22 protein-coding genes are annotated in these 23,593 nt (G+C 69.9%); 19 read left to right on the top strand and 3 right to left on the bottom strand.

The window, feature by feature from the left end; all coding sequences use genetic code 11:
* Positions 1 to 262: 262 nt before the first annotated feature.
* On the bottom strand, positions 263 to 1,276 hold the full coding sequence (locus BM199_RS25970; RefSeq protein ID WP_091676646.1) for a LacI family DNA-binding transcriptional regulator: 1,014 nt from the start codon (positions 1,274 to 1,276) through the stop codon (positions 263 to 265).
* 206 nt (positions 1,277 to 1,482) lie between these two features.
* On the opposite strand from BM199_RS25970, the gene BM199_RS25965 reads away from it, so the two are divergent.
* The 12 genes from BM199_RS25965 (at position 1,483) to BM199_RS25910 (ending at position 13,937) form a co-directional block, all read left to right on the top strand.
* Positions 1,483 to 2,622 (top strand): cupin domain-containing protein, encoded by a 1,140-nt coding sequence (locus tag BM199_RS25965; protein WP_091676643.1) that lies wholly within the window; start codon positions 1,483 to 1,485, stop codon positions 2,620 to 2,622.
* The gene (locus BM199_RS25960) at positions 2,619 to 3,308 is read left to right on the top strand and encodes an alpha/beta fold hydrolase (RefSeq protein ID WP_091676641.1); all 690 of its coding nucleotides are present in this window, start codon (positions 2,619 to 2,621) and stop codon (positions 3,306 to 3,308) included. Before BM199_RS25965 ends, BM199_RS25960 begins: the two co-directional genes overlap by 4 nt.
* A 32-nt stretch (positions 3,309 to 3,340) precedes the next feature.
* The gene (gene hisD / locus BM199_RS25955) at positions 3,341 to 4,663 is read left to right on the top strand and encodes a histidinol dehydrogenase (protein ID WP_091676638.1); all 1,323 of its coding nucleotides are present in this window, start codon (positions 3,341 to 3,343) and stop codon (positions 4,661 to 4,663) included.
* Entirely contained in the window at positions 4,660 to 5,415 is a 756-nt protein-coding gene (locus tag BM199_RS25950) for an SDR family NAD(P)-dependent oxidoreductase (protein WP_091676635.1), read from the top strand. Before hisD ends, BM199_RS25950 begins: the two co-directional genes overlap by 4 nt.
* A 2-nt stretch (positions 5,416 to 5,417) precedes the next feature.
* The gene (locus tag BM199_RS25945) at positions 5,418 to 6,170 is read left to right on the top strand and encodes an HpcH/HpaI aldolase family protein (RefSeq protein WP_091676633.1); all 753 of its coding nucleotides are present in this window, start codon (positions 5,418 to 5,420) and stop codon (positions 6,168 to 6,170) included.
* A gap of 242 nt (positions 6,171 to 6,412) precedes the next feature.
* Complete coding sequence (locus BM199_RS25940) at positions 6,413 to 7,360, top strand: threonine ammonia-lyase (protein ID WP_091676819.1); 948 nt, start codon at positions 6,413 to 6,415, stop codon at positions 7,358 to 7,360.
* A gap of 235 nt (positions 7,361 to 7,595) precedes the next feature.
* Positions 7,596 to 8,192, top strand: coding sequence for a TetR/AcrR family transcriptional regulator (locus tag BM199_RS25935; RefSeq protein ID WP_091676631.1), 597 nt, complete (start codon positions 7,596 to 7,598; stop codon positions 8,190 to 8,192).
* Between the two features lie 71 nt (positions 8,193 to 8,263).
* Positions 8,264 to 9,835 (top strand): ArnT family glycosyltransferase, encoded by a 1,572-nt coding sequence (locus BM199_RS25930; protein WP_245788702.1) that lies wholly within the window; start codon positions 8,264 to 8,266, stop codon positions 9,833 to 9,835.
* Between the two features lie 38 nt (positions 9,836 to 9,873).
* Entirely contained in the window at positions 9,874 to 10,407 is a 534-nt protein-coding gene (locus BM199_RS25925) for a PH domain-containing protein (RefSeq protein ID WP_245788700.1), read from the top strand.
* Positions 10,404 to 11,966 carry a PH domain-containing protein gene (locus BM199_RS25920; RefSeq protein WP_091676623.1) on the top strand — a complete coding sequence of 521 codons (1,563 nt, stop codon included), beginning with the start codon at positions 10,404 to 10,406 and terminating at the stop codon, positions 11,964 to 11,966. Before BM199_RS25925 ends, BM199_RS25920 begins: the two co-directional genes overlap by 4 nt.
* 59 nt (positions 11,967 to 12,025) lie before the next feature.
* Entirely contained in the window at positions 12,026 to 13,090 is a 1,065-nt protein-coding gene (locus BM199_RS25915) for an aminotransferase class V-fold PLP-dependent enzyme (protein WP_091676620.1), read from the top strand.
* A 37-nt stretch (positions 13,091 to 13,127) separates the two neighbouring features.
* On the top strand, positions 13,128 to 13,937 hold the full coding sequence (locus tag BM199_RS25910) for a hypothetical protein (RefSeq protein ID WP_245788698.1): 810 nt from the start codon (positions 13,128 to 13,130) through the stop codon (positions 13,935 to 13,937).
* Between the two features lie 39 nt (positions 13,938 to 13,976).
* Here the strand turns inward: BM199_RS25910 and BM199_RS25905 are convergent, their stop codons facing one another.
* Positions 13,977 to 14,915: a DUF4439 domain-containing protein gene (locus BM199_RS25905; protein WP_091676617.1), complete on the bottom strand. Its 939-nt coding sequence runs from the start codon at positions 14,913 to 14,915 to the stop codon at positions 13,977 to 13,979.
* A gap of 379 nt (positions 14,916 to 15,294) precedes the next feature.
* On the opposite strand from BM199_RS25905, the gene rimP reads away from it, so the two are divergent.
* From rimP to rbfA, 6 genes are all read left to right on the top strand, one after another.
* Positions 15,295 to 15,825 (top strand): ribosome maturation factor RimP, encoded by a 531-nt coding sequence (gene rimP, locus BM199_RS25900; RefSeq protein ID WP_091676615.1) that lies wholly within the window; start codon positions 15,295 to 15,297, stop codon positions 15,823 to 15,825.
* A complete protein-coding gene (nusA, locus tag BM199_RS25895) occupies positions 15,822 to 16,871 on the top strand; it encodes a transcription termination factor NusA (protein ID WP_091676612.1) in 1,050 nt (349 codons plus the stop codon). The genes rimP and nusA overlap by 4 nt, the downstream gene beginning before the upstream one ends.
* Positions 16,872 to 16,894: 23 nt before the next feature.
* Positions 16,895 to 17,188: a YlxR family protein gene (locus BM199_RS25890; RefSeq protein ID WP_091676609.1), complete on the top strand. Its 294-nt coding sequence runs from the start codon at positions 16,895 to 16,897 to the stop codon at positions 17,186 to 17,188.
* A 175-nt stretch (positions 17,189 to 17,363) separates the two neighbouring features.
* On the top strand, positions 17,364 to 20,339 hold the full coding sequence (gene infB / locus BM199_RS25885) for a translation initiation factor IF-2 (protein ID WP_091676606.1): 2,976 nt from the start codon (positions 17,364 to 17,366) through the stop codon (positions 20,337 to 20,339).
* Positions 20,340 to 20,426: 87 nt separating this feature from the next.
* A complete protein-coding gene (locus BM199_RS25880; protein WP_091676603.1) occupies positions 20,427 to 20,723 on the top strand; it encodes a DUF503 domain-containing protein in 297 nt (98 codons plus the stop codon).
* A 25-nt stretch (positions 20,724 to 20,748) separates the two neighbouring features.
* The gene (gene rbfA / locus BM199_RS25875) at positions 20,749 to 21,240 is read left to right on the top strand and encodes a 30S ribosome-binding factor RbfA (RefSeq protein ID WP_091676600.1); all 492 of its coding nucleotides are present in this window, start codon (positions 20,749 to 20,751) and stop codon (positions 21,238 to 21,240) included.
* A gap of 55 nt (positions 21,241 to 21,295) precedes the next feature.
* Here rbfA and BM199_RS25870 read toward each other — a convergent pair whose 3' ends face one another.
* Complete coding sequence (locus BM199_RS25870; RefSeq protein WP_091676597.1) at positions 21,296 to 22,213, bottom strand: LysR family transcriptional regulator; 918 nt, start codon at positions 22,211 to 22,213, stop codon at positions 21,296 to 21,298.
* A gap of 70 nt (positions 22,214 to 22,283) precedes the next feature.
* On the opposite strand from BM199_RS25870, the gene BM199_RS25865 reads away from it, so the two are divergent.
* The gene (locus tag BM199_RS25865) at positions 22,284 to 23,585 is read left to right on the top strand and encodes a pyridoxal phosphate-dependent aminotransferase (RefSeq protein ID WP_091676595.1); all 1,302 of its coding nucleotides are present in this window, start codon (positions 22,284 to 22,286) and stop codon (positions 23,583 to 23,585) included.
* Positions 23,586 to 23,593: the final 8 nt, after the last annotated feature.

The raw sequence follows: 23,593 nt of genomic DNA, 5'->3' as shown, positions 1-23,593 counted from the left end.
CGTGACAGCTGGCAACGAGTGCGAGAATTTCGGGAGTGTATGCGTATGTATAGCGGCGATACAAGGGGAAGTGAACGCTGGATGATGCGCCGCGAAGCGAAGCCGACCCTTAGTCTGGGTGGTGACCAGCGAGGAAACGTCTGTCTCACGCTGGATTTTGACAGGGAAGTGGCGATGGGCGTGAAGACCCGCCGTGCACACCCCGTCACATAGGGGCATCGAAAAATACGTATGCATTGCGCGGCGCGCGAACTCGCGGTGGTCAGGCCGGGGGTGCGGAGGTGGTGGCTCGCGTGATGAGGTGCGGTTCGAGCACGATGCGCCGGGAAGCCTGCCCGGGCGGCCGTGGGCTCCCCTCGGTGATGCGTTCGACCAGCAGGCGCGCCGCGGAAGCAGCCATTTCGCCAAGATCGTGACCAATGGTGGTGAGCTGAAAGCTCTCCCAGGCCGACATGGGGATGTTGTCGAACCCGACAACGCTCAGTTCGCCGGGAACGTCGATGCCCTGGCGCAACGCGGCGTTGAGGGCTCCCATGGCCATCACGTCGTTGCCGCAGAACAATGCGGTGGGGCGAGGGTGGACGGTCATGAGTTCCGTCAGGCCGTGATAGCCGGTGTCGAAGTCGAAGGTGCCGTTCCGGGTGAGGGCGGCGGGCAGGCCGATCCCCGCGTCGGCGAGCGCCAGCCGGAAGCCCAGTTCGCGATCCCGGCCGGTCGTCGTGTCCTCCGGGCCGAAGAGGCCCGCGATGCGCCGGTGTCCCAGTTCGACCAGGTGCTGTGCGGCGATCCTGCCACCGAGGGCGTTGTCGACCGCGGCGGCGTCACCGCCTGCACCACCGCCTTCGCGGTTGAGAAACACGAACGGCAGCCCTCTGCGGTCCAGATCCGCCGGAAGGGCGGAACCGATGGTGCTGGTCAGCAGGACCGCACCGTCGATCGAGCCATCGAGCAGTTGCGCCGAGGCCATCTGTGAGTCCGAACGTTCGGTGAAGACGAGCATCCGGTAGCCGTGTTTTTCGAGTTCGTCGTGCAGCGGCCCGATGAGGTGCGGATAGAACGGGTTGGTGAGGTCGGTGACGACGATGCCGACCCGTTTGCTGCTTCTGGTGACGAGGCTGCGGCCCGCCTCGCTGGGCACGTAACCCAGTGCCGCCGCCGCCTCGCGCACCCTGTCCCTGGTGGCGGGGGATACGCGGGGATCGCCCCGCAGCGCACGGGACACCGTCGGCTGGGACACGCCTGCCAGTCGCGCCACATCGTTGCTGGTGATCGGCATCCGGCCCCCGCCTGGTCGAACCTGCTGTGCATACGAGTTGTGCATACGAATCGTAGCGGTCGGCGACAGCGTTCCCCGGTCTGGTGCCGGTCCGCCCGTGTCCATCGGCATTTCCCCTGTGATATCGACGGCCCACTTGACATTCGGGGTGCCCTTCGACGTAGTGTGCATACGTATAAATAGAGCCGATCTTGGTGGGAGAACACATGACTGCAGACGTGGTGGTGACCGCCGGGGAGCTCGGCCGTCGTACCGTCCGGCGCAGCGACTTCGTTTCGTGCAACCAGGCCTTCATCGACTGCCGGACCCCGGGTTCGGACAAGAAGGAGAACTACTCGATGATCGGCCGCGGTGTCTCACAGAGCGCCGGGCAGGTGGTCAACCTCGAGGAGGAGCACGGGTTCAACATCGGCGCCGCCGCGATGCCACACGGAGTCACGAACAACCTGCACCTGCACTTCACGGCCGAGGTGTTCCTCTGCTTCCGCGGCGAGTTCCTGCTGCGTTGGGGGGTCAACGGGGACGAGGGTGAACTCGTGCTGCGCGAGGGTGATATCGCCTCACTACCGAGCTGGATCTTTCGCGGCTTCACCAACATCGGGCCGGATGACGGCTGGCTGTTCACCGCTCTCGGTATGGACGACACCGGCGGAATCATCTGGAGCCCCTCCGTGCTGGAGGAGGCGCGGGGACACGGGTTGTACCTGACCTCGGACAACCAGTTGATCGACACCGTCGCGGGAGACGAACTTCCCGAGGACGACGCGCTGATCACCCCGATCTCCGCCGAGCAGGTCGCCGCGCTCCGGAGTTACTCGCCCGAGGAGATGCGCAGGCGTGTGGTGACCACTGAGGACATCCCGTGGTCGGGCGACGCCTTTCTCGACCGGCACGTGCCGGGCGGGGGAGTCGAGTTGGGGCCGGTGATCGGCTACGGCATGACCGAGCATCTCGGACACGACCCGGCGATCTTCAACCCGCACGGGCACAACCTCGCGTGGCTGCGGGCCAGGCCCGGCACCGGCGTGCTCACCCATCGGCACCCGGAGAACCAGGTGCTGATGGTGAAGGACGGGGAGTGGGAGGTCACCCTCAACCGCACCGAGGAGGTCAGCGTGCGCCTTGGCCCCTGGGACATCCTTTCGGTGCCGCGCAACGCCTGGCGCTCGATCCGGAATGTCTCGGACACCACGGCGACGATGGTCGTGATCAACAGCGGTGACGGGCGCACCCGCATGGAGTGGGACCCCGAGGTGGTCAGGGCGGCGGCGGACGCGGGCGATGCGCTGGACCACAACGGCTACCTCGCCCCCTACGAACTCGTTCCGAGGCCGCTCGGCGGATGAGCACCCCGACCGTTCTCGTCCCCGGCATGTTGTGCGATCGATACCTGTTCTCGGATGTCCGCGAGCGACTCCACGGGCCGGTACTTGATGCCCGAATCGACGCGGCGAGCATCGGCGAGATGGCCGAGCAGGTCCTGTCCACCACCGAAACCGAGTTCGTGCTGTGCGGTGTCAGCCTCGGCGCGATCGTCGGCTTCGAGGTGCTGCGCAGGGCGCCGGAGCGGGTCGCGGGGTTCTGCGCTGTCTCCACCAATCCCGCCGCGCCGACCGGGGCCCAGTTGGCCGCGTGGCGCGACATAAGGGAACGAGTCCGATGTGGAGACTTCTCCCGGGTGGTGCGGGAGGAACTCCTGCCCACGATGTTCGCGTCGCCGGAACCGGGGCACGAACTGGAGCGCGAGTTCACCGGGATGGCCGAACGGCTCGGGCCGGACGTGTTGCGCGACCAGCTGGCCGCGCAGGCGACCCGGCAGGACGCGAGACGGTGGCTGGGCGATGCCCGCTGTCCGACGCTCGTCCTCTGCGGCAGCCGCGACGCGCTGTGCCCGCCCCGATGGCACAGGGAACTCGCCGAGACCGTGCCCGGCGCCGTACTCCGCATTCTGCCCGGTGCGGGACACCTGCTCCCGCTGGAACGTCCCGCACTCGTCGCCGGCCTGCTCAACGAATGGAATCCGGTCGCCTGACCGTAACCCCGACACCTGGAAATGGGACTGCCATGTCAGAAGCACTCAAGAACGCGGTCGCGACCGGAATCGATCGCCGCGGCCAGACCGAGGTCACCGACCGGGTGACGGCGATCATCGACGACATCCGCGAACGCGGAGACGCAGCGGTCAGGGAATGGTCGCAACGATTCGACTCGTGGTCGCCGCCCGCGTTCCGGCTCTCGCCCGAACGCATTGAGGAGATCGTCTCCGAGGTTCCGCGCCAGGTACTCGAGGACATCGAGTTCGTCCAGGACCAGGTGCGGACGTTCGCCCGCCACCAGCTGAACTCGATGGCGGAGTTCGAGGTGGAGACCCTCCCCGGTGTGCGCCTCGGACAGAAGCACATACCCGTCGAACGGGTGGGCGCGTACGTTCCCGGCGGGCGGTACCCACTGACCGCCTCCGCGCACATGACGATCGTGACCGCGAAGGTGGCGGGTGTGGAGCGCGTCGTAGCGTGCACGCCGCCCATCCGTGGCGAGGTTCCCGCCGCGACGGTGGCCGCGATGCATCTCGCCGGAGCTGACGAGATCCACCTGCTCGGCGGGGTGCAGGCCGTTGCCGCGATGGCCGTGGGCACCGAGTCCATGCAATCCGTGGATCTACTGGCAGGCCCTGGAAACGCCTATGTGGCCGAAGCCAAGCGACTGTTGTTCGGAGAGGTGGGCATCGATCTCTTCGCGGGCCCCACCGAGATCCTGGTGATCGCCGACGAGACCGCCGATTCGTTCGTCGTCGCGGTGGACCTGCTGTCGCAGGCCGAGCACGGCCCGGACTCACCCGCGGTCCTGATCACCACCTCGCGCAGGCTGGGCATCGAGGTGCTCGAGCACATCGACCGGCTGCTGCCCGGCATGCCCACCCGGGACTTCGCCGAACCAGCGTGGCGTGACCACGGCGAGGTCCTGGTGGTGGAGTCGATGGACGAGGCGTTCACCGTGGCGGACGGCTACGCCAGTGAACACGTGGAGGTGCTCACCGCCGATCCGCGGCAGGCGCTGACCCGGATGCGCAACTACGGTGGCCTGTTCCTCGGCGAGGGAACGTGCGTGTCGTACGGGGACAAGGTGATCGGCACCAACCACGTACTGCCGACGCGAGGTGCCGCCAGGTACACCGGCGGCCTGTGGGTGGGCAAGTACCTCAAAACCGTGACCTACTCGGAGGTCGTGGACCCCGAGGCCAGCGCGCGTCTCGGGGAGGTCTGCGGCCGGGCCGCGCGGGTCGAGCTGTTCGAGGGGCATGCGCGTTCCGGCGACGTGCGAGCCGCCAAGTTCGCGGGCGCGCCACTCGCGTGGAACGAAACCGGTGCCGCCGAGGCCGCCCGGTGATCGCGGGCCGGACGGCCCTGGTGACCGGCGGTGGCAGCGGACTCGGCAGAGCGATCACGGCGGCACTGGTGGGCGCGGGCGCCCACGTCGTGGTGGTCGGCCGGGACCGGGCCAGGCTGGCCGAGGTCGTCGGCGAGCACGACGGGATGGCGCGGGCGGAGGTCTGTGACGTCTCGTCCGCCGACTCCGTTGCCGCGCTGAAGGATTCGCTGGCCGGCCAGGAGGTGTCGATCCTGGTCAACAACGCCGGTGTGCCGGGGCCCGTCGCGCCGTTGGTCGACATCGACCCCGAGTCCTGGGACGAGGTCTTCGACGTGAACGTGCGTGGCACGTATCTGATGTGCAGGGCGCTGCTCCCGCCGATGATCGAACGCGGGCACGGCGACATCATCAACCTGGCCTCGGTCTCCGGAAAGCGTCCCCTGGCCCGCCGGACTCCTTACTGTGCGTCGAAAATGGCGGTGATCGGCCTGACGGGCACGCTCGCCGCCGAAGTCGGTCCACTGGGGATCAGTGTCAACACGCTGTCTCCCGGACCGGTGGACGGCGAACGGATGCGGCGCAACTTCCGGTTCGAGGCCGAACAGACGGGGACCAGCTACGCCGAAGCCGAACGCGCCTTCGTGGGACGCTCGGCGCTCGGCCGGATGGTCACCGAGCAGGAGGTCGGATCGGCCGTGGTCGCCATGCTGCACATGCCCGGCCTGTGCGCGGCCGACATCGACCTCTCGGCAGGGATGGTGGCCAGGTGACGATGAAGTCGAGGCTCACCGCGGGTGAGCGGTTGCTCGGAGTGCTCGTTCGCCTGCCCGCCGAGGAACTGGTGGAGATGGCCGGCTTCGGCGGGATCGACTACGTGGTCGTCGACTGCGAGCACGGTCCGGCCGACGTGCTGACGTTGCGCAGGCACATCGCCGCCGCGCAGCTACACGGGATGGACGTGCTCGTACGCGTCGGGCAGAACGAACCGGCGCTCGTGCAGCGGGTGCTCGACCAGGGCGCGACCGGAGTGATCGTGCCGCATGTGGACACACCCGAACAGGCCGCGGCCGTGGTGGATCACGCGCACTATCCACCGCTGGGCTCGCGGGGTTTCGCCACCTATGGCAGGGACGGCGGCTACGGCACCGTGCAGGCTGTGGACCACCTGCGGAGCCGGGCCGAGCGCACGCTGGTCGTCGTGATGATCGAGTCTCGGCTGGGCTGCGCGAACGCCGAGCGGATCCTCGCCGTTCAGGGTGTCGACGGTGTCATGGTCGGACCTGCCGACCTCGCTGTGTCACTCGGCCACCCCGGGGCGGCGGGCGAGCCGCGAGTGCGGACCGCGGTGGACTCCGTGCACGAGCACGCGGCGCGCCTCGGCCGGGTCAGGGCCGACATCGTGCCCGGACCCGACGAGGCGAAGGCCGCCATGGCCCACGGCGCCGGGTTGGTGGTGATCAACCTCAGTCACGTGCTGATGGGCGTGTTCGGCGCCCTGCGGGAGGCGAGCGGCCCAAAACGTTGAGTCACTCGCCTCCGGTGTTCGCCGGCCCGGCCACCAGCCGGGCAAGCAGCAGCGGTGCATCCCGCACGTCGCGCGGCCTCCGCGATCGAGCCGGTGGCCGCCACCTCCCTGAGCAGCCGCAGGCGGCGCGGATCGAGCATAAGCGGAGCTTAGGCTCGGCGCTGCCAGTCAGGGTGGCAGTGATGATCGGCGGGGTGGATCGTGGAGGCAACGACGAGACCGGCGAAGACAGGAGGGCGCTCATGTCCACCACTCCCACCGTCCGCGCGGTGCGCCGCCCCGGCCGGGACGAGATCGACAGGGCACGCGAGGTCGTCCGCACGCATCTGCGGCCCACCCCGCTGCTGCCTGGCCCGGAGATGTTCCTGAAGCTGGAGTCGATGCAGCCGACGGGCTCGTTCAAGGTGCGTGGCGCGTTCAACGCGGTGTCGCGTACGCCGGAAGGCGTCCCGATCGTCACGGCGTCGGCGGGCAACCACGGTCTCGGTGTCGCATTCGCCGCCCGTGAGCTGGGGCGGCGCGCGACCGTGGTGGTGTCCGAGAAGGCCTCCCCCGTGAAGGTGGCGGCCCTGCGGTCGAGTGGCGCCGAACTGGTCCAGGTGGGACACAGCTTCGACGACGCCGAGACGCACGCGCTGGAACTCGCCGAACGCGGTGCCCACTTCGTCTCGCCCTATAACGATCCGGATGTGATCGTGGGCCAGGGAACCCTCGGGTACGAACTGGAGCACCTGCTCGACGAACCGCTGACCGTGGTGTGCGCGGTCGGTGGCGGCGGACTGATCGCCGGAATCGCGCTGTGGGCGTCGGCGCACCCGAATGTGCGGGTGGTCGGAGCCGAGGCCGAACGTTCTCCTTCGGTGGCGGCCTCCGTGCGGGCAGGTGAGGTGGTGCGGATCGAGATCGGCCAGACAATCGCCGACGGAATCTCGGGCAACCTCGAACCCGGCTCCGTCACGGTGGGAATGGTGGACGATCTGGTCAACGAGCTGGTCACGGTCAGCGAGGCGGACCTGCGAGCCGCAATCCGGCACCTGGCGACCGAGCGAGGGGTGGTCGCCGAGGGCGCCGGGGCGGCGGGCGTGGCCGCGGTACTCGCGGGCGCGGTGCCGCGGCGAGGCAGGACCGTCGCGGTGGTGTCCGGCCGCAACATCGCGCTGCCCGTGCTCGCCGAGGTGCTGGCCGACTAGGAACAGCAGCGGGACAAGGAGGCGGCCACACGCAGACGGCATACCAAGGAGACCGGAAGTAGGCCGACTCCCCAAACCGGCTTTGCCTGGGAGACAAGAGGGTCGGCCTACTGGAGATCGGATTGGTATCTACCGGCGCAGTAAGCTGAGCCGCATGTCTGGTGCCAGAGGCGGAGCGAACGGCGAGCGGGGTGGCAGCCGTACCGGCCGTACCCAGGAAGAACGCAGTGCGGCGATGCGACAGCGGCTGCTGGACGCGACGATCGACTGTCTCGTCGAGTACGGCTACGCGGGAACCACGACCACCAAGGTCGCCGACCGCGCCGGGGTCACCAGGGGGGCGCAGGTACACCACTTCCCGACCAAGACCGACCTGGTGGTCTCCGCGATCAAGTACCTGGCCGCGAAGCGCACCGAGATGGCCTTCGGCGAGCTGGACCGGCTGCGCGAATCTCCCAACCCGATCGGTGACGCGCTGGACCTGATGTGGGAGATGCACCAGGGGCCGGTCTTCTCGGCGACCGTGGAACTGTGGGTCGCGTCCAGGACCGATCCGGAACTGCGCAGGCACATGTCGGCCACCGAGCCCATCGCCACCGGCAGTCTGGTGGAGTTCGGCAAGGTGCTGTTGCCCGACCACGCCGCCCACCCGGAGTTCCTGCACGCCGTGTACACCGCCATGGACGTGGTGCGGGGCATTCTGATCGCCAGCTGGGCCACCAGGGACCGGGCGGAACTTGACGCCCGGTGGGCCAGGGGCCGGCGCCACCTGCAGATCCTGTTCGAATGCCTGATGCGGGAGGCGAACGTCCCCGCACCCCTCCCGGGATAGCCACCGGTGGGAATTCGTCGACGAATTCCCCGGCCAGGGTGCTCGTGCGGGGTGCTGTCAGACTTTGCCGGGTGAGAGACGCACCAGTGGGCTCGGTCGCGGGCGACGAGGCTGGGCAGGACACCGGGGGAGCAGCCGACGGGGACGCGGCGCAGGGCAGGCCGGCGACGCCTCGCGCGCTCCCGCCGCTGGCCAGGGGGCCGGTCTTCGCGATCGCCGGTGCGGTCGGCGCGGTGCTCCTGGCCACCAGCGGGCGGATCGGCTATTTCGGCGACGAGCTGTACTTCCTCGCGGCAGGGCGATTCCACCTGGACTGGGGCTACGCGGACCAGCCGTGGCTGCTGCCGCTGCTCGCCAGGGGGATGGACACCGTCCTGCCGGGGTCGGTGGTCGGGCTGCGACTGCCCGCGTTGCTCGTCACCGTGCTCGGGGTGGTGCTCACCGCGCTCATCGCCAGGGAACTGGGTGGTGGGCGCCGGGCGCAGGCGCTTGCGGCAGGGGCGTACGCGATCTCCCCGCAGCTGCTCGGTTCCGGTCACCTGCTCGCCACCTCCACGATCGACCCGTTCTGCTGGACGCTCACGACCTGGCTGGTCGTGCGCTGGGTCAGGACGCGCGAGGACCGCCTGCTGCTGGCTGCCGGGCTGGTGACCGCCGTCGCGATGCAGGGCAAGTTCCTCATCTTCTTCTTCTGGGTCGCTCTCGGCATCGTCGTACTGATCGCCGGGCCCCGCGAACTCCTGCGCAGGCCCGCGCTCTGGGATGGTGCCGTCGGCACCGTGCTCGCGACGTTGCCGACGCTGTTCTGGCAGGCCCGCAACGGTTGGCCCTACCTCGACATGCAGGAGGTCGTGGCCGAGCAGGTGAACCGGTTCCTGGGCGGGCCGATCGCCTTCGTCCCGCTCGCGCTGCTCTTCGCCGGGCTGCTCGTCGGCGCGTTCCTCGCCTCCCATGGCCTCTGGCAGCTGTTGCGCGATCCCGGGCTCGCGCCGTACCGATTTCTCGGCTGGACGGTCCTGCTGGTCACGGTGATCTTCGTCGTCACGGTCGGCCGGTACTACTACGTCGCCGGGCTGTACGGGCTGCTCTTCGCCGCATCGGCGGTGCGGATCGAACGCGTCCAGCCCGCCCGCTGGTGGCGCTGGGTGCCCACCTGGCCGGTGTACGCACTGTCGGCGGTGCTGGCCGTCGTGCTCGCGCTGCCGGTGCGCCCGGTCTCGAGTGTCACGACAACGGACTTCGTCGCCAGCGGCAGTCTCGGCTGGCCACAGGTGGCGGACACGGTGGCGGCCGCACACCGCGACCTGCCGCCGCCTGTGCGCCGGGATGCGGTCGTGGTCACCGAGAGCTACTGGCAGGCCTCCGCCCTCGAGATATACGGTCCGGAGCGCGGGTTGCCCTCGGTCTACAGTCCGGAGCGCGGCTACTGGTACACCGGCAGGCCGGAGTCGGGAACCGAGGACGTGCTGTTCGTCGGCTCCGATCCCGGGTACCTCACCCGGTACTTCGGCGAGGTGCGCAGGGTGGCGACGGTGCGCCTCGACGCCAAACCGGACAACGTGAACCAGGGTGTTCCCGTCTGGCACTGCCGGTCGCCACGGCAGCCTTGGCCGCAGCTGTGGGACGCACTGCGCAGAATGTGACTATCCTAAATGGATTCAATGATGGGGAAGGGATGCCGGTGTCCGAATCGACGGCGGGGGACAGCTCGGACGGGGCGAACAGCGCGGAGTTACGCCTGCGGCCGCCGCGAAACCAGCTGAACAAAAGGGCGGTTCGGTGGTGGCTGGTCCAGACCGTGTTGCTGGTCGGCGTTCCGGTTGTCGTGCTGATCGTGCTGGGATTGCTGCTTCCCGACGCGCGCACGGTGCTGTGGTTGTGCGGCGGTGGGCTCGCCGTCGCCGGGCTGCCGCTGGCGATCCTGCTGCCGTTCTGGTGGTACCGGGTGCACCGCTGGGAGGTGACCGAGAGCGCCGTCTACACCCGCACCGGCTTCTTCTGGCAGGAGTGGCGGGCGGTTCCGATGTCGCGCATCCAGACGGTGGACACCCAGCGCGGGCCCCTGGAGCAGTTCTTCGGACTGGCCACCGTCATCGTCACCACGGCCTCGGCGAAGGGAGCGGTGCAGATTCAGGGGCTGGACCACGAACTCGCGGGTGACCTGGCGCAGCAGCTCACCGAAACCACGCAGGCCACACCCGGTGACGCGACATGAGTGACGACGTGAGTGACAACGTGAGTGACGACGTGACCAGTGAGGACGCGGGCCAGGACTGGCGCAAGCTCGACCGGCGCACGGTCGTCGTGACCGCGCTGACGATGGCCGGCGTCGCGGTGGCCGCCGGTTTCCCCGCGGGGGTCGCGCTCGCCGGCGGCACCTCGTTCTGGACCGCGCTGGCCTGGATCGTGCCCGCGGCGCTGCTGCTGATCGGCGTTGGCACGCTGATGGACGACATCCGCTGGCGGCGCACGAGGTACCGCATCACCCCGGACCGGGTACACCTGCACACCGGAGTGCTGGTGCGCAACCGCCGTTCGCTGGCTCGGCACCGGATCCGCAGTGTGGACATCGTCGGAAAACCGCTGCTGCGGATCTTCGGCCTGGTCCAGGTCAAGATCGGCACAGGTGAACGCGCCGGGGCGGGGGAGGGGTCGATCGACCTGCACCCGGTCAACCGCGCCGAGGCCGAGTGGCTGCGCCGGGAACTGCTCGACCGAAGCCCCGTCGGCGCCGAGGCCGCCGACGCGGCCGAGCAGGCCCACAACGGCCTGCTGGCCGAGTTCGACATCGGCTGGATGCGCTTCGCCCCGATGTCCTTCCTGACGCCCGCGCTCGGTCTCGCCGCGTTCGGTGCTGTCATGCAGGTCGCCGAGTGGTTCGGCATGCAGGGCGGCGTGATCGACTGGACGACGGCGCTGATCCGCCAGCTCGCGCTCGCCGTGGTGATCGGCGGGCTGGTGCTGACCGCCATCGTGGTCGGCGTGATCGGGGCCATCGCGCTGTTTCTCGAGATGTGGTGGGGGTTCCGCCTCGAGCGTGAGCCCAGCGGAACCCTGCGCGTGCGCAGGGGCCTGCTCACCACCCGCTCCATCTCATTGGAGGAGCGGCGGCTGCGCGGCGTGGACGTGGTCGAGCCGCTGGGACACCGTCTGGTGGGTGCCGCGCGGGTGGATGCGATCGCGACCGGGCTGGTGCAGCAGAAGGAGAGCGAGAAGACCGACCACAAGACCCTGCTGCCACCCGCGCCACGGGCCGAGGCCGACCGGGTGGCGGCGGTCGTGCTCCGTGAGCGGGAGTCCCCGACGTCGGCGGTCGGGTTGCGCCCGCACCCCGTCGCGGCAAAGTGGCGCAGGCTGCGTTGGGCGACCATGGCGGCCCTGGTGCCGGTCCTCGTGCTGTTCGTGCTCGGGCTGCTGCTCACCCCGGTGCTGCTGCACCTCGCCTGGATCAGTGCGTTCGTGCTGTTCCCGATCGCGTGGCTGCTGGGCCGGGACGCCTACCGCAATCTCGGCCACGGCCTCACCGGCGGCTATCTCGTCACGCGCAGCGGAACCGTCCGGCGTAGCACCGCCGCCCTGCAACGGCGCGGCATCGTCGGCTGGACGGCGACACAGACGATCTTCCAGCGCAGGGCGGGACTCATCACGCTGACCGCGACAACCGCGGCGGGCGGTGGCGCCTACTCCGCGCGGGACGTGGGGCAGAGCGAGGGACTCGCCTTCGCCGAGGAAGCCGTGCCGGACCTGTTCGGACCGTTTCTCGAGCGCCGGTGACACAGAGGCGATCGTCACGTTCGCCGGGTGGCCCGGAACGCGTCCAATAAGGTCGGCTCATGCGCACCGCGTTCGGGGCCCGGTTCGACGTGCCCACTGGTTATCTGAACACTCCAAGCATCGGCGTCCCCTCGGCCGAGACCGCCGAGACGGTCGCGCGGTCGGTGCAGCGCTGGGGATCTGGGCTGGACGACCCGCACGACTTCGACTCGGCGGTCCGGACGGCCCGCGAGGCATTCGGCCGGCTGATCGGCGTGCCCGGAGAGCGGATCGCGAGCGGCGCGACGGTCTCGCAACTGGTGTCGATGGTCGCGGCCGGTCTGCCCGAAGGCGCACGTGTGCTCGCCGCGCGCGGGGAGTTCACCAGCGTGACCTTCCCGTTCGCGGCACTGCAGGCGCGGGGTGTCACCGTCACCGAGGTCGACCTGGCCGAGTTGCCCGGACACGTCGCCGGACACGACCTGGTCGCGGTCAGCGTGGTGCAGTCCGCCGACGGTGCCATCGTGGACCTGGCCGCGTTGCGCGCCGAGGCCGAAGCGGCGGCGGTGCCGGTTCTGCTGGACGCCACTCAGGCGGCGGGCTGGCTGCCCCTGCGGCTGGACTGGGCGGACTGGGTGGTGGGTGCCGCGTACAAGTGGTTGCTCGCACCACGCGGCGCCGCGTGGATGGCGGTGCGCCCGGAGGCACTCGGCAAAACGGTGCCGCTGGGGGCCAACTGGTACGCCGGAGCGGAGCCGTGGCAGAGCGTCTACGGCCTGCCGCTGCGACTCGCCGGCAGCGCCCGCAGACTCGACCTTTCCCCGGCCTGGCTCGCGCAGGTCGGGGCGGCCGCGGCGCTGCCGTACCTGGCCTCGCTGGACGCCGAAGCCGTGCGAGCGCACTGCGTCGGCCTGGCCGACCTGCTGCTGGGCAAACTCGGCCTGCCACCGAGGGGCAGCGCCATCGTCTCGCTCGGGGCAGACGAACTGGGTGCCGCGAAGGACAGTTCCGGTATGGCGGCCTTGACCGAGCGGCTGTCGGAGGCAGGCGTTCGCGCGAGTGTGCGCGCGGGCCGCACCAGGGTCGGGTTCCACCTGTACAGCACCGCCGAGGACGTCGAACTCATGCTGGATGCCATCTCCTGAACACCGCGCCCTGGGGAGTCCAGTACGGTCACTGCCCGTGGCTGGAACGCAGTTTTTCCCCAATCCGGGTGACCGCCGGGACAACGGCGTTGGTGGCGTGGGTGGCGTGGGCGGCGCTGCTGGTCCGGGCGGCCGCCCGGACAGCATGGACAGCACCGCGCCACTTCCCCGGGTGCCCGCGAACGCACCCACATCTCCGCCGCGCGGTGTACCCGCCGGTCCTGGCCCTGTCGCGCCCTACGGCTCCACACCGCAGGGACTCACCGGCCAGGCACCGCTGCCCCGGCTCACGCCGGTCAAGGCGGCAGCACTCGTGGTGATCGCGCTGGTGTCCGGGCTGCTCTGGTGGGTGATCCGGCACGACTCCGGTGGTGCGGAGCCGCAGGCGGTCGCCCAGGATCCGCTGACCAGCGGGCAGTTCCAGTACGAGGTCGTGGCGGGGCCGAAGAACGCCACCGACTGCGCGGCCAACTCCTACGGCAAGGTCGAGGACTGGTTCACCGAGCATCCGTGTGACGCGTTGTCGCGAGCCCTCTACGTCAGCGAGACCGCCGGGCAGCGGGTCCTGGTTTCCGTGGTTCAGGTGACCATGTCGACGCCAGAGCTGGCCCAGCAGCTCAAGGTGATCACCGATACCGACAACACCGGCAACGTCAACGACCTGGTCCGGGACGGCACCGCGAAGATCCCGGGAGCCCCGAAGGTCGCGGGTGGCGAGTACAACTCCAGCGTCGAAGGCGGTGAGGTGACCATCGTGGAGGCGCGGCTCTTCGACGACAGCGACGACAAGGAGCTGCTCTCCCGGGTCACCGAGGACGCCCTGCGGCTCGGTGGGGTGGGTGGCTGAACGCGGTCAGGGCACCCCGGCCGTGGTCCCCTCGCCGGCTCAGGCCGCGGTGCCGGGAAGGGCGACGGCCGCGGGCTGCTCGTTCGCCTCGGCCCGCCAGCTGGTCGCCCTGGTCGCGGAGGCCAGCAGCGCATGCGCCGCCATGGTGCGCAGGGGAGCATCGTCGGTGCGCTCCAGCACCCCGCGCCACGCCGTCGCGGCGTCGGACTCCGCGACGGCCACCAGCGCGACCGCGGAGGCCTGGTCGGTGACCGGTGCGGTGGGCACGTACGCGGGTTCGGCCGGTTGCGGAGTCACGCCCGCGGCGGTCAGCACGCGCTCACTGGCGTCGCGCCGTTCCCGGTGTGCGGCGGCGCCCGCGTCCACGCCCTTGTCGAAGTCGGCAGGCAGGTACGCGCTCGCCAGGCCGTAGATCCACACCGCGGCGTGCTCGGCCGCCAGCGCCTCTTGCAGGGCGGTCACCGCCTCCGGTTCCAGCGTGCCGGTCGTGACGGGATCCAGCGGGTCCGGCTGGCCGGCGCCGAGCTTCGGTGACAACTGCTGCACGGCGGCACACCCCGCGGCGACCGAGCCGAGCAGGCCCGCACGATAGCGGGATGCCTCCGGTAGCTGCTCGAGCGCACTCTCGCGGGCCGCGGTCAGCCGCTGCTCCAGCGCGGCCAGGTCAGCGGCCTCGGCAGGCTGGGTACCGTTCGCGGCCGGTTCGGCCGCCGGCCGGTTCGCCCGTTCCACCTCGCGACGCAGGGCCTCGGCATGTTCGGTACGGACCTCGGCGACTCGCCCGGCGGCCTCGCCCTCCGCGCCGCCCAGCCTGCCCGCGAGCGTCCGGGCCGCCTCGGCGTCGGCCTCGGCCTGTGCCACCAGCGGGGCCAGCGAATCGGGATCCTCGGGATAACCGGGGCCGCAGGCCGCGAGCGGGACAACCAGGCTCGCGGTCACCAGGGCGGCCCGCAGCACGTCACGCCGGGTGCGGGGCATCGGTCGATATCTCCATCCAGTCGTCACGTGAGGCCATACTGCCAGGTGAGGTCCGGCGCGCGGCGCCCGCGCGCACGTGGGCGCATCCATCGCACTTTCCCGGGAAAGTGCGATACCCCGCGTGTGCAACTACCGCACTTTTCCGGGAGAGTGCCGGCCTCGGGGCACGGCCGTGCCGCGGCTTGTCGGCGCTTCTCGCCTGCTCGTGCGCGCCGCCAGCCCGCCTCCGCGCGCTCCGGCCGACCCGTCGTCCGCCTCGTGCGCATCCCGCAAGATAAGCTGGACCATCACCAACAAGATTGCGGCAGGGACGCGCGACCGGCAGCATGCCGGCGAACGGCCAGGCCACGTACCCGCAGCCGAATAGGGGAGCATCACGGTGGCAGGAGAAGTCGCCAGCCGGCTGGAACCGATCGTGGCCGAGGCGGTCGCGGACGCCGGTTTCGATCTCGACGGCCTCGACATCCAGCAGGCGGGTCGCCGCAAGCTGGTCAAGGTCGTGGTGGACGGCGACAACGGTGTCGGCCTGGACGAGGTGGCCGAGATCAGCCGCGCGGTCTCGGCCGTGCTCGACGCGCACGACGAGTTGATCGCCGGGGCCTACACGCTCGAGGTGACCTCGCCGGGTGTGGACCGGCCACTGGTCAAGCCGAGACACTGGCGTCGTGCCCGGTACCGGCTGGTTCGCATCACCCCGGTCGAGGGTGCCGAGTACGTCGGCAGAGTGGGCGACGCGGGTGAGAGCTCCGTCCGGCTGCTGGTCGACGGCTCGATCCGCGACCTGCCGTACCGCGATGCGGCCAAGGCCGTCATCGAGATCGAGTTCCGGCAGCCGCCGGTCGAGGAGCTCAAACTGCTGGACAACGACACACAGGACCACAACGGGCGAGACCAGGAGGAGTCGAGGTGAACGTCGACATCGCGGCGCTGCGCGCGATCGAGCGGGACAAGGAAATCCCGTTCGACACGGTGCTCGATGCCATCGAGACCGCTCTGCTGACCGCCTACAAGCACACCGAGGGCCACCAGCCCCGGGCCAAGATCGACATCGACCGCAAGTCCGGCTACGTGCGTGTGCTCGCGCACACCCTGGACGAGAACGGTGAGATCGCCGAGGAGTGGGACGACACCCCGGAGGGTTTCGGCAGGATCGCCGCCACCACCGCGCGCCAGGTCATCCTGCAGCGCCTGCGGGACGCCGAGCACGAGCGCACGTACGGCGAGTTCTCCGCGAAGGAGGGCGAGATCGTCGGCGGGGTGATCCAGCGGGACACGAGGGCGAACGCCAGGGGCATGGTCATCGTGCAGATCGGGGACACCGAGGGTGTGCTCAACTCCGCCGAGCAGGTTGCCGGTGAGTCCTACGAGCACGGCAGCCGGATCAAGGCCTACGTGCTCGGGGTCTCCCGTGGCGCGCGCGGCCCGCAGATCATGCTGTCGCGGAGTCACCCCAACCTGGTCCGCAAGTTGTTCGCGCTGGAGGTGCCCGAGATCGCCGACGGCACCGTGGAGATCACGGCGGTCGCGCGGGAGCCCGGTCACCGGTCCAAGATCGCCGTTCGATCCACGATCTCCGGCGTGAACGCCAAGGGCGCGTGCATCGGCCCGGTCGGGGCCAGGGTGCGCAACGTGATGAGCGAGCTGGCCGGGGAGAAGATCGACATCATCGACTTCTCCGAGGACCCGGCCCGCTTCGTCGGGAATGCGCTCTCGCCCGCGAAGGTTGTATCGGTACGGGTCGTCGACGAGCGGGCCAAGACCGCTCGGGTCGTGGTCCCGGACTTCCAGCTCTCGTTGGCGATCGGCAAGGAAGGCCAGAACGCGCGCCTCGCCGCCCGGCTCACCGGATGGCGGATCGACATCCGCAGCGACGCCGCGCCGGACGGCGAGCCGGTGCAGACCGAGTCGCCACACGCGGACTCGGCACCGGCCGCGACAACCGGTTCGGCTGAGTGAGGGGCGACGGTCTAGACTTGTCGGTGGTTCAACGTCCGAAGCAGGACGCCGCACGCCGCGAGCACGGAGAGTATCCGGTTCGCACCTGTGTGGGGTGCAAGCAACGGGCGCTGGCCGGCGAGCTGCTCCGGGTGGTCGCGGAGGACGGGCGAGTGGTCGTCGACGAGCGTCGACGGTTGCCGGGACGAGGTGCATGGCTGCACCTTGACCCGGAATGCCTGGCCAAGGCCGAACGGCGGCGAGCGTTTCCCAGGACTCTGCGGACTACTGGAATGCTCGACGTCTCGGCTGTACGGCATCATCTCGAGCAGTCATAACGAGGTATCGCATGGCGATACGGGCAGTACGGGTCCGGGAACTTCTCGGATCTGGTCGGAATCAAGGAAGCAGGTCGACCCGTCATGAGTCAGCCGTGAAGCTGAAGCCATGAACGCGCGACGATAGGACGAGGTCTGCGGGTCTAGCCGCCGGCCTCACCAGTTGAGGAGAGCAGTGGCAGGCAAGGCCCGCGTACACGAGCTTGCAAAAGAGCTCGGAGTAACGAGTAAGGACGTACTCGCCAAGCTGAAAGAGCAGGGCGAGTTCGTCAAGTCGGCATCATCAACGGTCGAGGCACCTGTTGCCCGCCGGTTGCGTGATGCCTTCCCTGGTAAGGAATCCAAGCCAAACAGGTCCGGTGGCAAGAAGCCGTCGGCCCCCGCACCCCAGGCGCCACAGGCACAGCCTTCGGCTCCGGCGGCGCAGGGACAGTCCACGCCGTCGGCGCCAACCCCGGCCGCACCGCCGGCCGCGCCGTCGTCCTCCGACGACGCGCCGAAGCCCGGTCAGTCGCAGGCCCGTCCCGCGGCGAAGCCCGGACCCAAGCCGGGGCCGCGTCCCGGCCCGGCAGCCCCCACTCCGGCCCCGCCGGAGCAGGAGGCACCCGCGGCCAAGGCAACCCCGCAGCAGGAGACCCCGCCCGCACAGCAGGGTGGTTCCGGTGGCGCGGTCGTGCCGCCGAAGCCGCAGGGGCCGAAGCCCGCGGGGCCCAAGCCCGGTCCGCGTACTCCGCGAGTCGGCAACAACCCGTTCGGCGTCGGCGCGGGTTCACCTGCGCCGCGTCCGGCCGCACCGCGTCCCGGTGGCGGTCAGCAGGGTGGCGAGCGTGGCGGCGGCTCCCGTCCGGGTGCCGAGCGTCCGGCGGCAGGCCCCCGTGGCGGCGGCGGTGGTAACGCTCCCGGCGGTAACCGGCCGACACCCGGCAACATGCCGCCGCGGCCGAACCCGGGCATGATGCCCACCCGCCCGGCCCGTCCCAGTGGCGGTCCCGGCGGCGGCCGTGGTGGTCCTGGTGGCCCTCGTGGCGGTCCCGGCGCAGGTGCCGGTGCCGGTCGTGGTGGCCCCGGTGGTCCGCGCGGTGGCGGTGGCGGTGGCGGCGGCTTCCGTCCCGGTGGCGGCGGTCCCGGTGGTGGTGGCGGTGGCGCCGGTGGCGGCTTCCGTCCTGGCGGCGGTGGCCCTCCCGGTGGCGGTGGCTTCCGTGGCCGCGGTGGTGGCGGTCGTGGCGCCACGGCTGGTGCCTTCGGGCGCGCAGGTGGCCCCTCGCGGAAGGGGCGCAAGTCGAAGCGGCAGAAGCGCCAGGAGTACATGGAGAACATGCAGGCGCCCAGCGTCGGCGGTGTTCGCCTGCCCAAGGGCGGTGGCGAGACGATTCGCCTTGCGCGTGGTGCCTCGCTGACCGACTTCGCCGACAAGATCGACGCCAACCCGGCAGCGCTGGTGCAGGTGCTGTTCCATCTCGGCGAGATGGTCACCGCGACCCAGTCGGTGTCCGACGACATCCTCGAGCTGCTCGGCTCGGAGATGAACTACAACGTGCAGGTGGTCAGCCCCGAGGAGGAGGACCGTGAGCTGCTGGAGACCTTCGACATCACCTATGGCGAGGACGCCGGTGACGAGGAGGACCTGCAGGTCCGGCCGCCGGTCGTGACCGTCATGGGTCACGTCGACCACGGTAAGACCCGCCTGCTGGACACGATCCGGAAGACGAAGGTGCTCGAGGGTGAGGCCGGTGGCATCACCCAGCACATCGGTGCCTACCAGATCGAGACCGAGCTCGAGGGCACTCCGCGACTGATCACCTTCATCGACACCCCTGGTCACGAGGCGTTCACCGCCATGCGTGCCCGCGGTGCCAACTCGACCGACATCGCGGTGATCGTGGTGGCGGCCGACGACGGTGTGATGCCGCAGACGGTGGAGGCGATCAACCACGCCCAGGCGGCCAAGGCGCCGATCGTGGTCGCGGTCAACAAGATCGACGTCGAGGGCGCCAACCCGGACAAGATCCGGCAGCAGCTCACCGAGTACAACCTGGTGGCCGAGGAGTACGGCGGCGACACGATGTTCGTCGAGATCTCGGCGAAGCAGGGCGTGAACATCGAGGGGCTGCTCGAGGCGATTCTGCTGACCGCCGACGCCGCTCTGGACCTGCAGGCGAACCCCGACATGGAGGCCCAGGGTGTGGCGATCGAGGCGCACCTGGACCGTGGTCGCGGTCCGGTCGCCACGGTGCTGGTGCAGCGCGGCACGCTGCGCGTCGGCGACTCGGTGGTGGCGGGCGACGCCTACGGCCGGGTCCGCCGGATGGTCGACGAGCACAACGAGGACGTGACCGAGGCGACGCCGTCGCGGCCGGTCCAGGTCATCGGGTTCACCTCGGTGCCCGGCGCTGGTGACACGTTCCTGGTGGTGGGCGAGGATCGGGTGGCACGGCAGATCGCCGAGCGCCGCCAGGCCCGGATCCGTAACGCCATGAACGCGGCCAGGCGCAAGCGCGTCAGCCTCGAGGACCTGGACTCCGCGCTGAAGGAGACCTCGACCCTCAACCTGATCATCAAGGGTGACAACTCGGGTACCGTCGAGGCGCTCGAGGCATCCCTGGTGCAGCTCGAGGTCGGGGACGAGGTCGAGCTCAACATCGTCCACCGCGGCGTCGGTGGCGTGACCGAGAGCGACATCGACCTGGCGACGGCGTCCGACGCGATCGTGCTGGGCTTCAACGTGCGAGCACAGGGCAAGGCGACCGAGCGGGCGAACCGCGAGGGCGTCGACGTCCGGTACTACACGGTGATCTACCAGGCGATCGAGGAGATCGAGCAGGCTCTGAAGGGCATGCTCAAGCCGGAGTACGAAGAGGTCGAGCTCGGCAAGGCCGAGGTCCGCGAGGTCTTCAAGTCCTCCAAGATCGGCACCATCGCCGGTTGCCTCGTCACCTCGGGCCAGATCCGCCGGAACGCCAAGGCTCGGCTGCTCCGCGACAACGTGGTGATCGCCGAAAACCTGCCGGTGAACTCCCTGAAGCGGTTCAAGGACGACGCGGTCGAGGTCCGTGAGGGCTTCGAGTGTGGTCTCACGCTCGGTAGGTACAGCGACATCAAGGTCGACGATGTCATCGAGACCTACGAGCAGCGCGAGAAGCCGCGCGCCTGACAGATATCGGTACGGGGCCGGGTGTCCGCTGTGGACACCCGGCCCCGCCCACCGGCAACAACACGATCATGCTCACGGTGAGGTTCCTTGTACGTCGGTGCTCTCGAACTCGATCTGCTCCTCGGTGACGTCCGGTCGCTGAAGCAGAAGCGGTCGGCGGTGCGGCCACTGTTGGCCGAGATCCGACGGCGGTTCGAGGTGTCCGTGGCCGAGGCGGGGTACCTGGATCTGCATCGGCGTGCGCTGGTCGGGGTGGCGGTCGTCGCGGCCGACGCCACGCATGCGCGCGAGGTCCTGCAGAACTGCGAGCGACTGGTGGCGGCCAGGCCTGACCTGGAGCTGCTGTCCGCCCGGCATCGGTTACTCGGGCCGGACGACGAGTAATTCATTCAGCTGAAAGGGGTGTCCCATGGCCGATCAGGCTCGTGCACGCAGGTTGGCCAAACGGATCGCGCAGATCGTCGCGTCCGCACTGGAGCATCAGGTCAAGGATCCTCGGCTGGCGACCGTGACGGTCACCGATGCCAGGATCACCGGCGACCTGCGGGACGCCACTGTGTACTACACCGTCCGGGGCGAGACCCTGGACGCGGCGCCGGACTACGCCGGGGCGGCGGCGGCGCTGGAATCCGCCCGTGGTGTGCTGCGCACCAAGGTCGGTGAGGGAACCGGGGTCCGGTACACCCCGACCCTCGAGTTCGTCGCGGACCGGGTGCCCGAGGACGCCAAGCGCATCGAGGACCTGCTCGCCAAGGCCAGGGAGGCCGACGCGGAGGTGGCTCGCCGGGCGACCGGCGCCGCGCCCGCGGGCGATCCCGATCCGTACCGGGTGCCACGCGAGGATGACGAGGAACCGGCCGACGACTCCGACAAGGACAGCGACGCCGACTCCCGCGCGTAGCCGACCGAGAATGCCTCGTCGCCGCGCGACTGCCACCCCGCGATGAAGGTCTACTTCATTCGCTCGTGTCCGGGGGTGCGAGCGCGTTGCGGATGGCGGTGAGGCAGGCGGCGATGGCCGGGTTGTGGCTGGTGTTCCGCCGGGTCAGGCCCACGAGGTGGCGGTCCATGCGCGGGGTGATGCGCAGACCGACCACACCGGCCTCGGCTGTCGCGATGCTCTCGGGAAGAAAGGCGATCCCGGCTCCGGTGCCCACGAGTGCGGCCATGACGTGGAGTCCCTCGAACTCCCAGCGACGGGCCGGTGTCGCGGCCACCGCGGTGAGCCGCTGATCGCCCGCGTTCCGGGAGAGGTGGCCCGCGGGCGCGCTCAGCCAGGTCGCGGGCTCGACCGTCCGGCGCAGCGCGACGGCGGAGACCGGCTCGGGCAGCCGCGTGGCCGGATGCCCGGCCGGTACGGCCAGCACGACGTGCTCGTGGTGCAGCCGGATGCTGGTGAGCCCGCTCGTCGATGCCGGGGACCGATTCCAGTCGTCGATGACGGCGATGTCGCAGGCTCGCCCGAGGATGTCGGTGGCGGCGCCAACTGATCCGGTCTCCCGCGCGATCACGACCAACTCGGGGTGCCGCTCCTGCAGTGCGGCCAGTTCCGGCGCGATGCGGACGGCAAGGCCGGGAATGCAGCTCACGGTGACCCGGCCGCTGACGCTTCCGGCGCGGGCGCGCACGCTGCCCCGGGCGGTCTCCACCGCGTCGAGAATCGCCACGGCGTGTTCGGCGAGTTCCCTGCCTGCGTCGGTGAGGACCGCGCTGTGGGCGGTGCGTTCGAGTAACGCGACACCTGCCTCCCGTTCCAGAGTCGCCAACTGCTGGGAGATCGCGGAGGGCGAATAGCCAAGGTCCTCGGCCGTGGCCGTGATGCTGTGGTGAGCGGCGAAGCGGACCAGGATGTCGAGACGGCGCAGATCCAGCATCAGTTCTTCTTACACCCTCCAGCGTAATTTCGCGCTGTTGCTGTTGCTTTCCGAAGTGCATGGTGGTGGCATGACCAACTTGGGTGGCTCCGATGCCGTTTCCGTACCGGCTCAATCCGCGACGCTGGCGATCGACGAGGCCGTGCGGGCCCGCCGCCGCGCCGGGCACCGGACTCTGCATCTCGGGTTCGGCGAGGCGGGATTGCCCGTCGCGCCGGGCCTGATCGACGTCCTGACCGCGGCCGCACAGCGCAACAGTTATGGCCCCGTCGCGGGAACCGAGGAAGCCCGCGAAGCCGCGGCAGGGTGGTTCACCCGCCGCGACCTGGTCACCGGCGGCGAGCAGATCATCTTCGCGCCGGGCAGCAAGCCGCTGCTGTTCGCGCTGCTGGCCGCGCTCGACGGTGACGTGGTGCTCCCGCGGCCGGCGTGGGTCAGCTACGCCGCACAGGCGGCACTGCTGCGCAGGCGTGTGCTCCCGGCCCCGATCACCGACGCTGCCGGTGGCGTTCCGGACCCGGCACTTCTGGAACAGGCCCTGCGCGCGGCGACCACGGACGGCGCGCGTCCGGGTGTACTGGTGCTGACGATCCCCGACAACCCCACTGGCACCGTCGCGCCGGTGGAGCAGGTCCGCCAGGTGTGCGCGATCGCGGAGCGCCACGGCCTGTCGATCATCTGCGACGAGATCTACGCGGAGCTGTGCCACCACGGCAGCGCCACCTCCGCGGCGAGTTTCCTGCCGGAACGCACGGTGGTCACGTCCGGGCTGAGCAAGTCACTCGCCCTCGGGGGCTGGCGTATCGGTTATGCCCGTACCCCCGACAGCGAATGGGGGCGGCGGTTGCGGGCGAAACTGACCGGGATCGCCAGTGAACTGTGGTCGGGCCTCGCGGCGCCGATGCAGGCGGTGGCCACCCATGTTCTCGGTGATCCCGCTGAGGTGGTGGATCACGTAGCCGCGTCCGCGCGGCTGCACGCCCGGGTCGCGGCGGCCGTGTACGCCGAGTTCGCGGCCGCCGGTGTGCGCTGCCGGCCACCACAGGCGGGATTCTACCTCTATCCCGACTTCGCTCCGCATGCGGAGAGTCTGGCCGCGCGGGGGATCACCACGAGCCCGGCACTCGCACGCACCCTGCTCGACAGGCACGGGATCGCGGTCCTGCCGGGACAGGCTTTCGGCGACTCCAGTTCCGCGCTGACTCTGCGGGTCGCGACGAGCCTGCTCTACGGCGTCACCGCGGAGGAGCGCTGGGCGGCGCTGGATGCGGCCGAACCCGTGGCCCTGCCCTGGATCGCCGAAGCGCTGGCGTACCTGGGTGAGCAGTTGCGAGCCCTCGTCGATGGGTCGGTGACCGTATACAACCCGTAGCGTACGAC

Origin of the sequence: Amycolatopsis marina (genome assembly GCF_900111885.1) — a bacterium.
In the GTDB taxonomy this organism is placed as follows: Bacteria; Actinomycetota; Actinomycetes; order Mycobacteriales; family Pseudonocardiaceae; genus Amycolatopsis; species Amycolatopsis marina.
The sequence above is the reverse complement of the archived record's forward strand: the minus strand, read 5'-3'. Positions and strand labels throughout refer to the sequence as shown.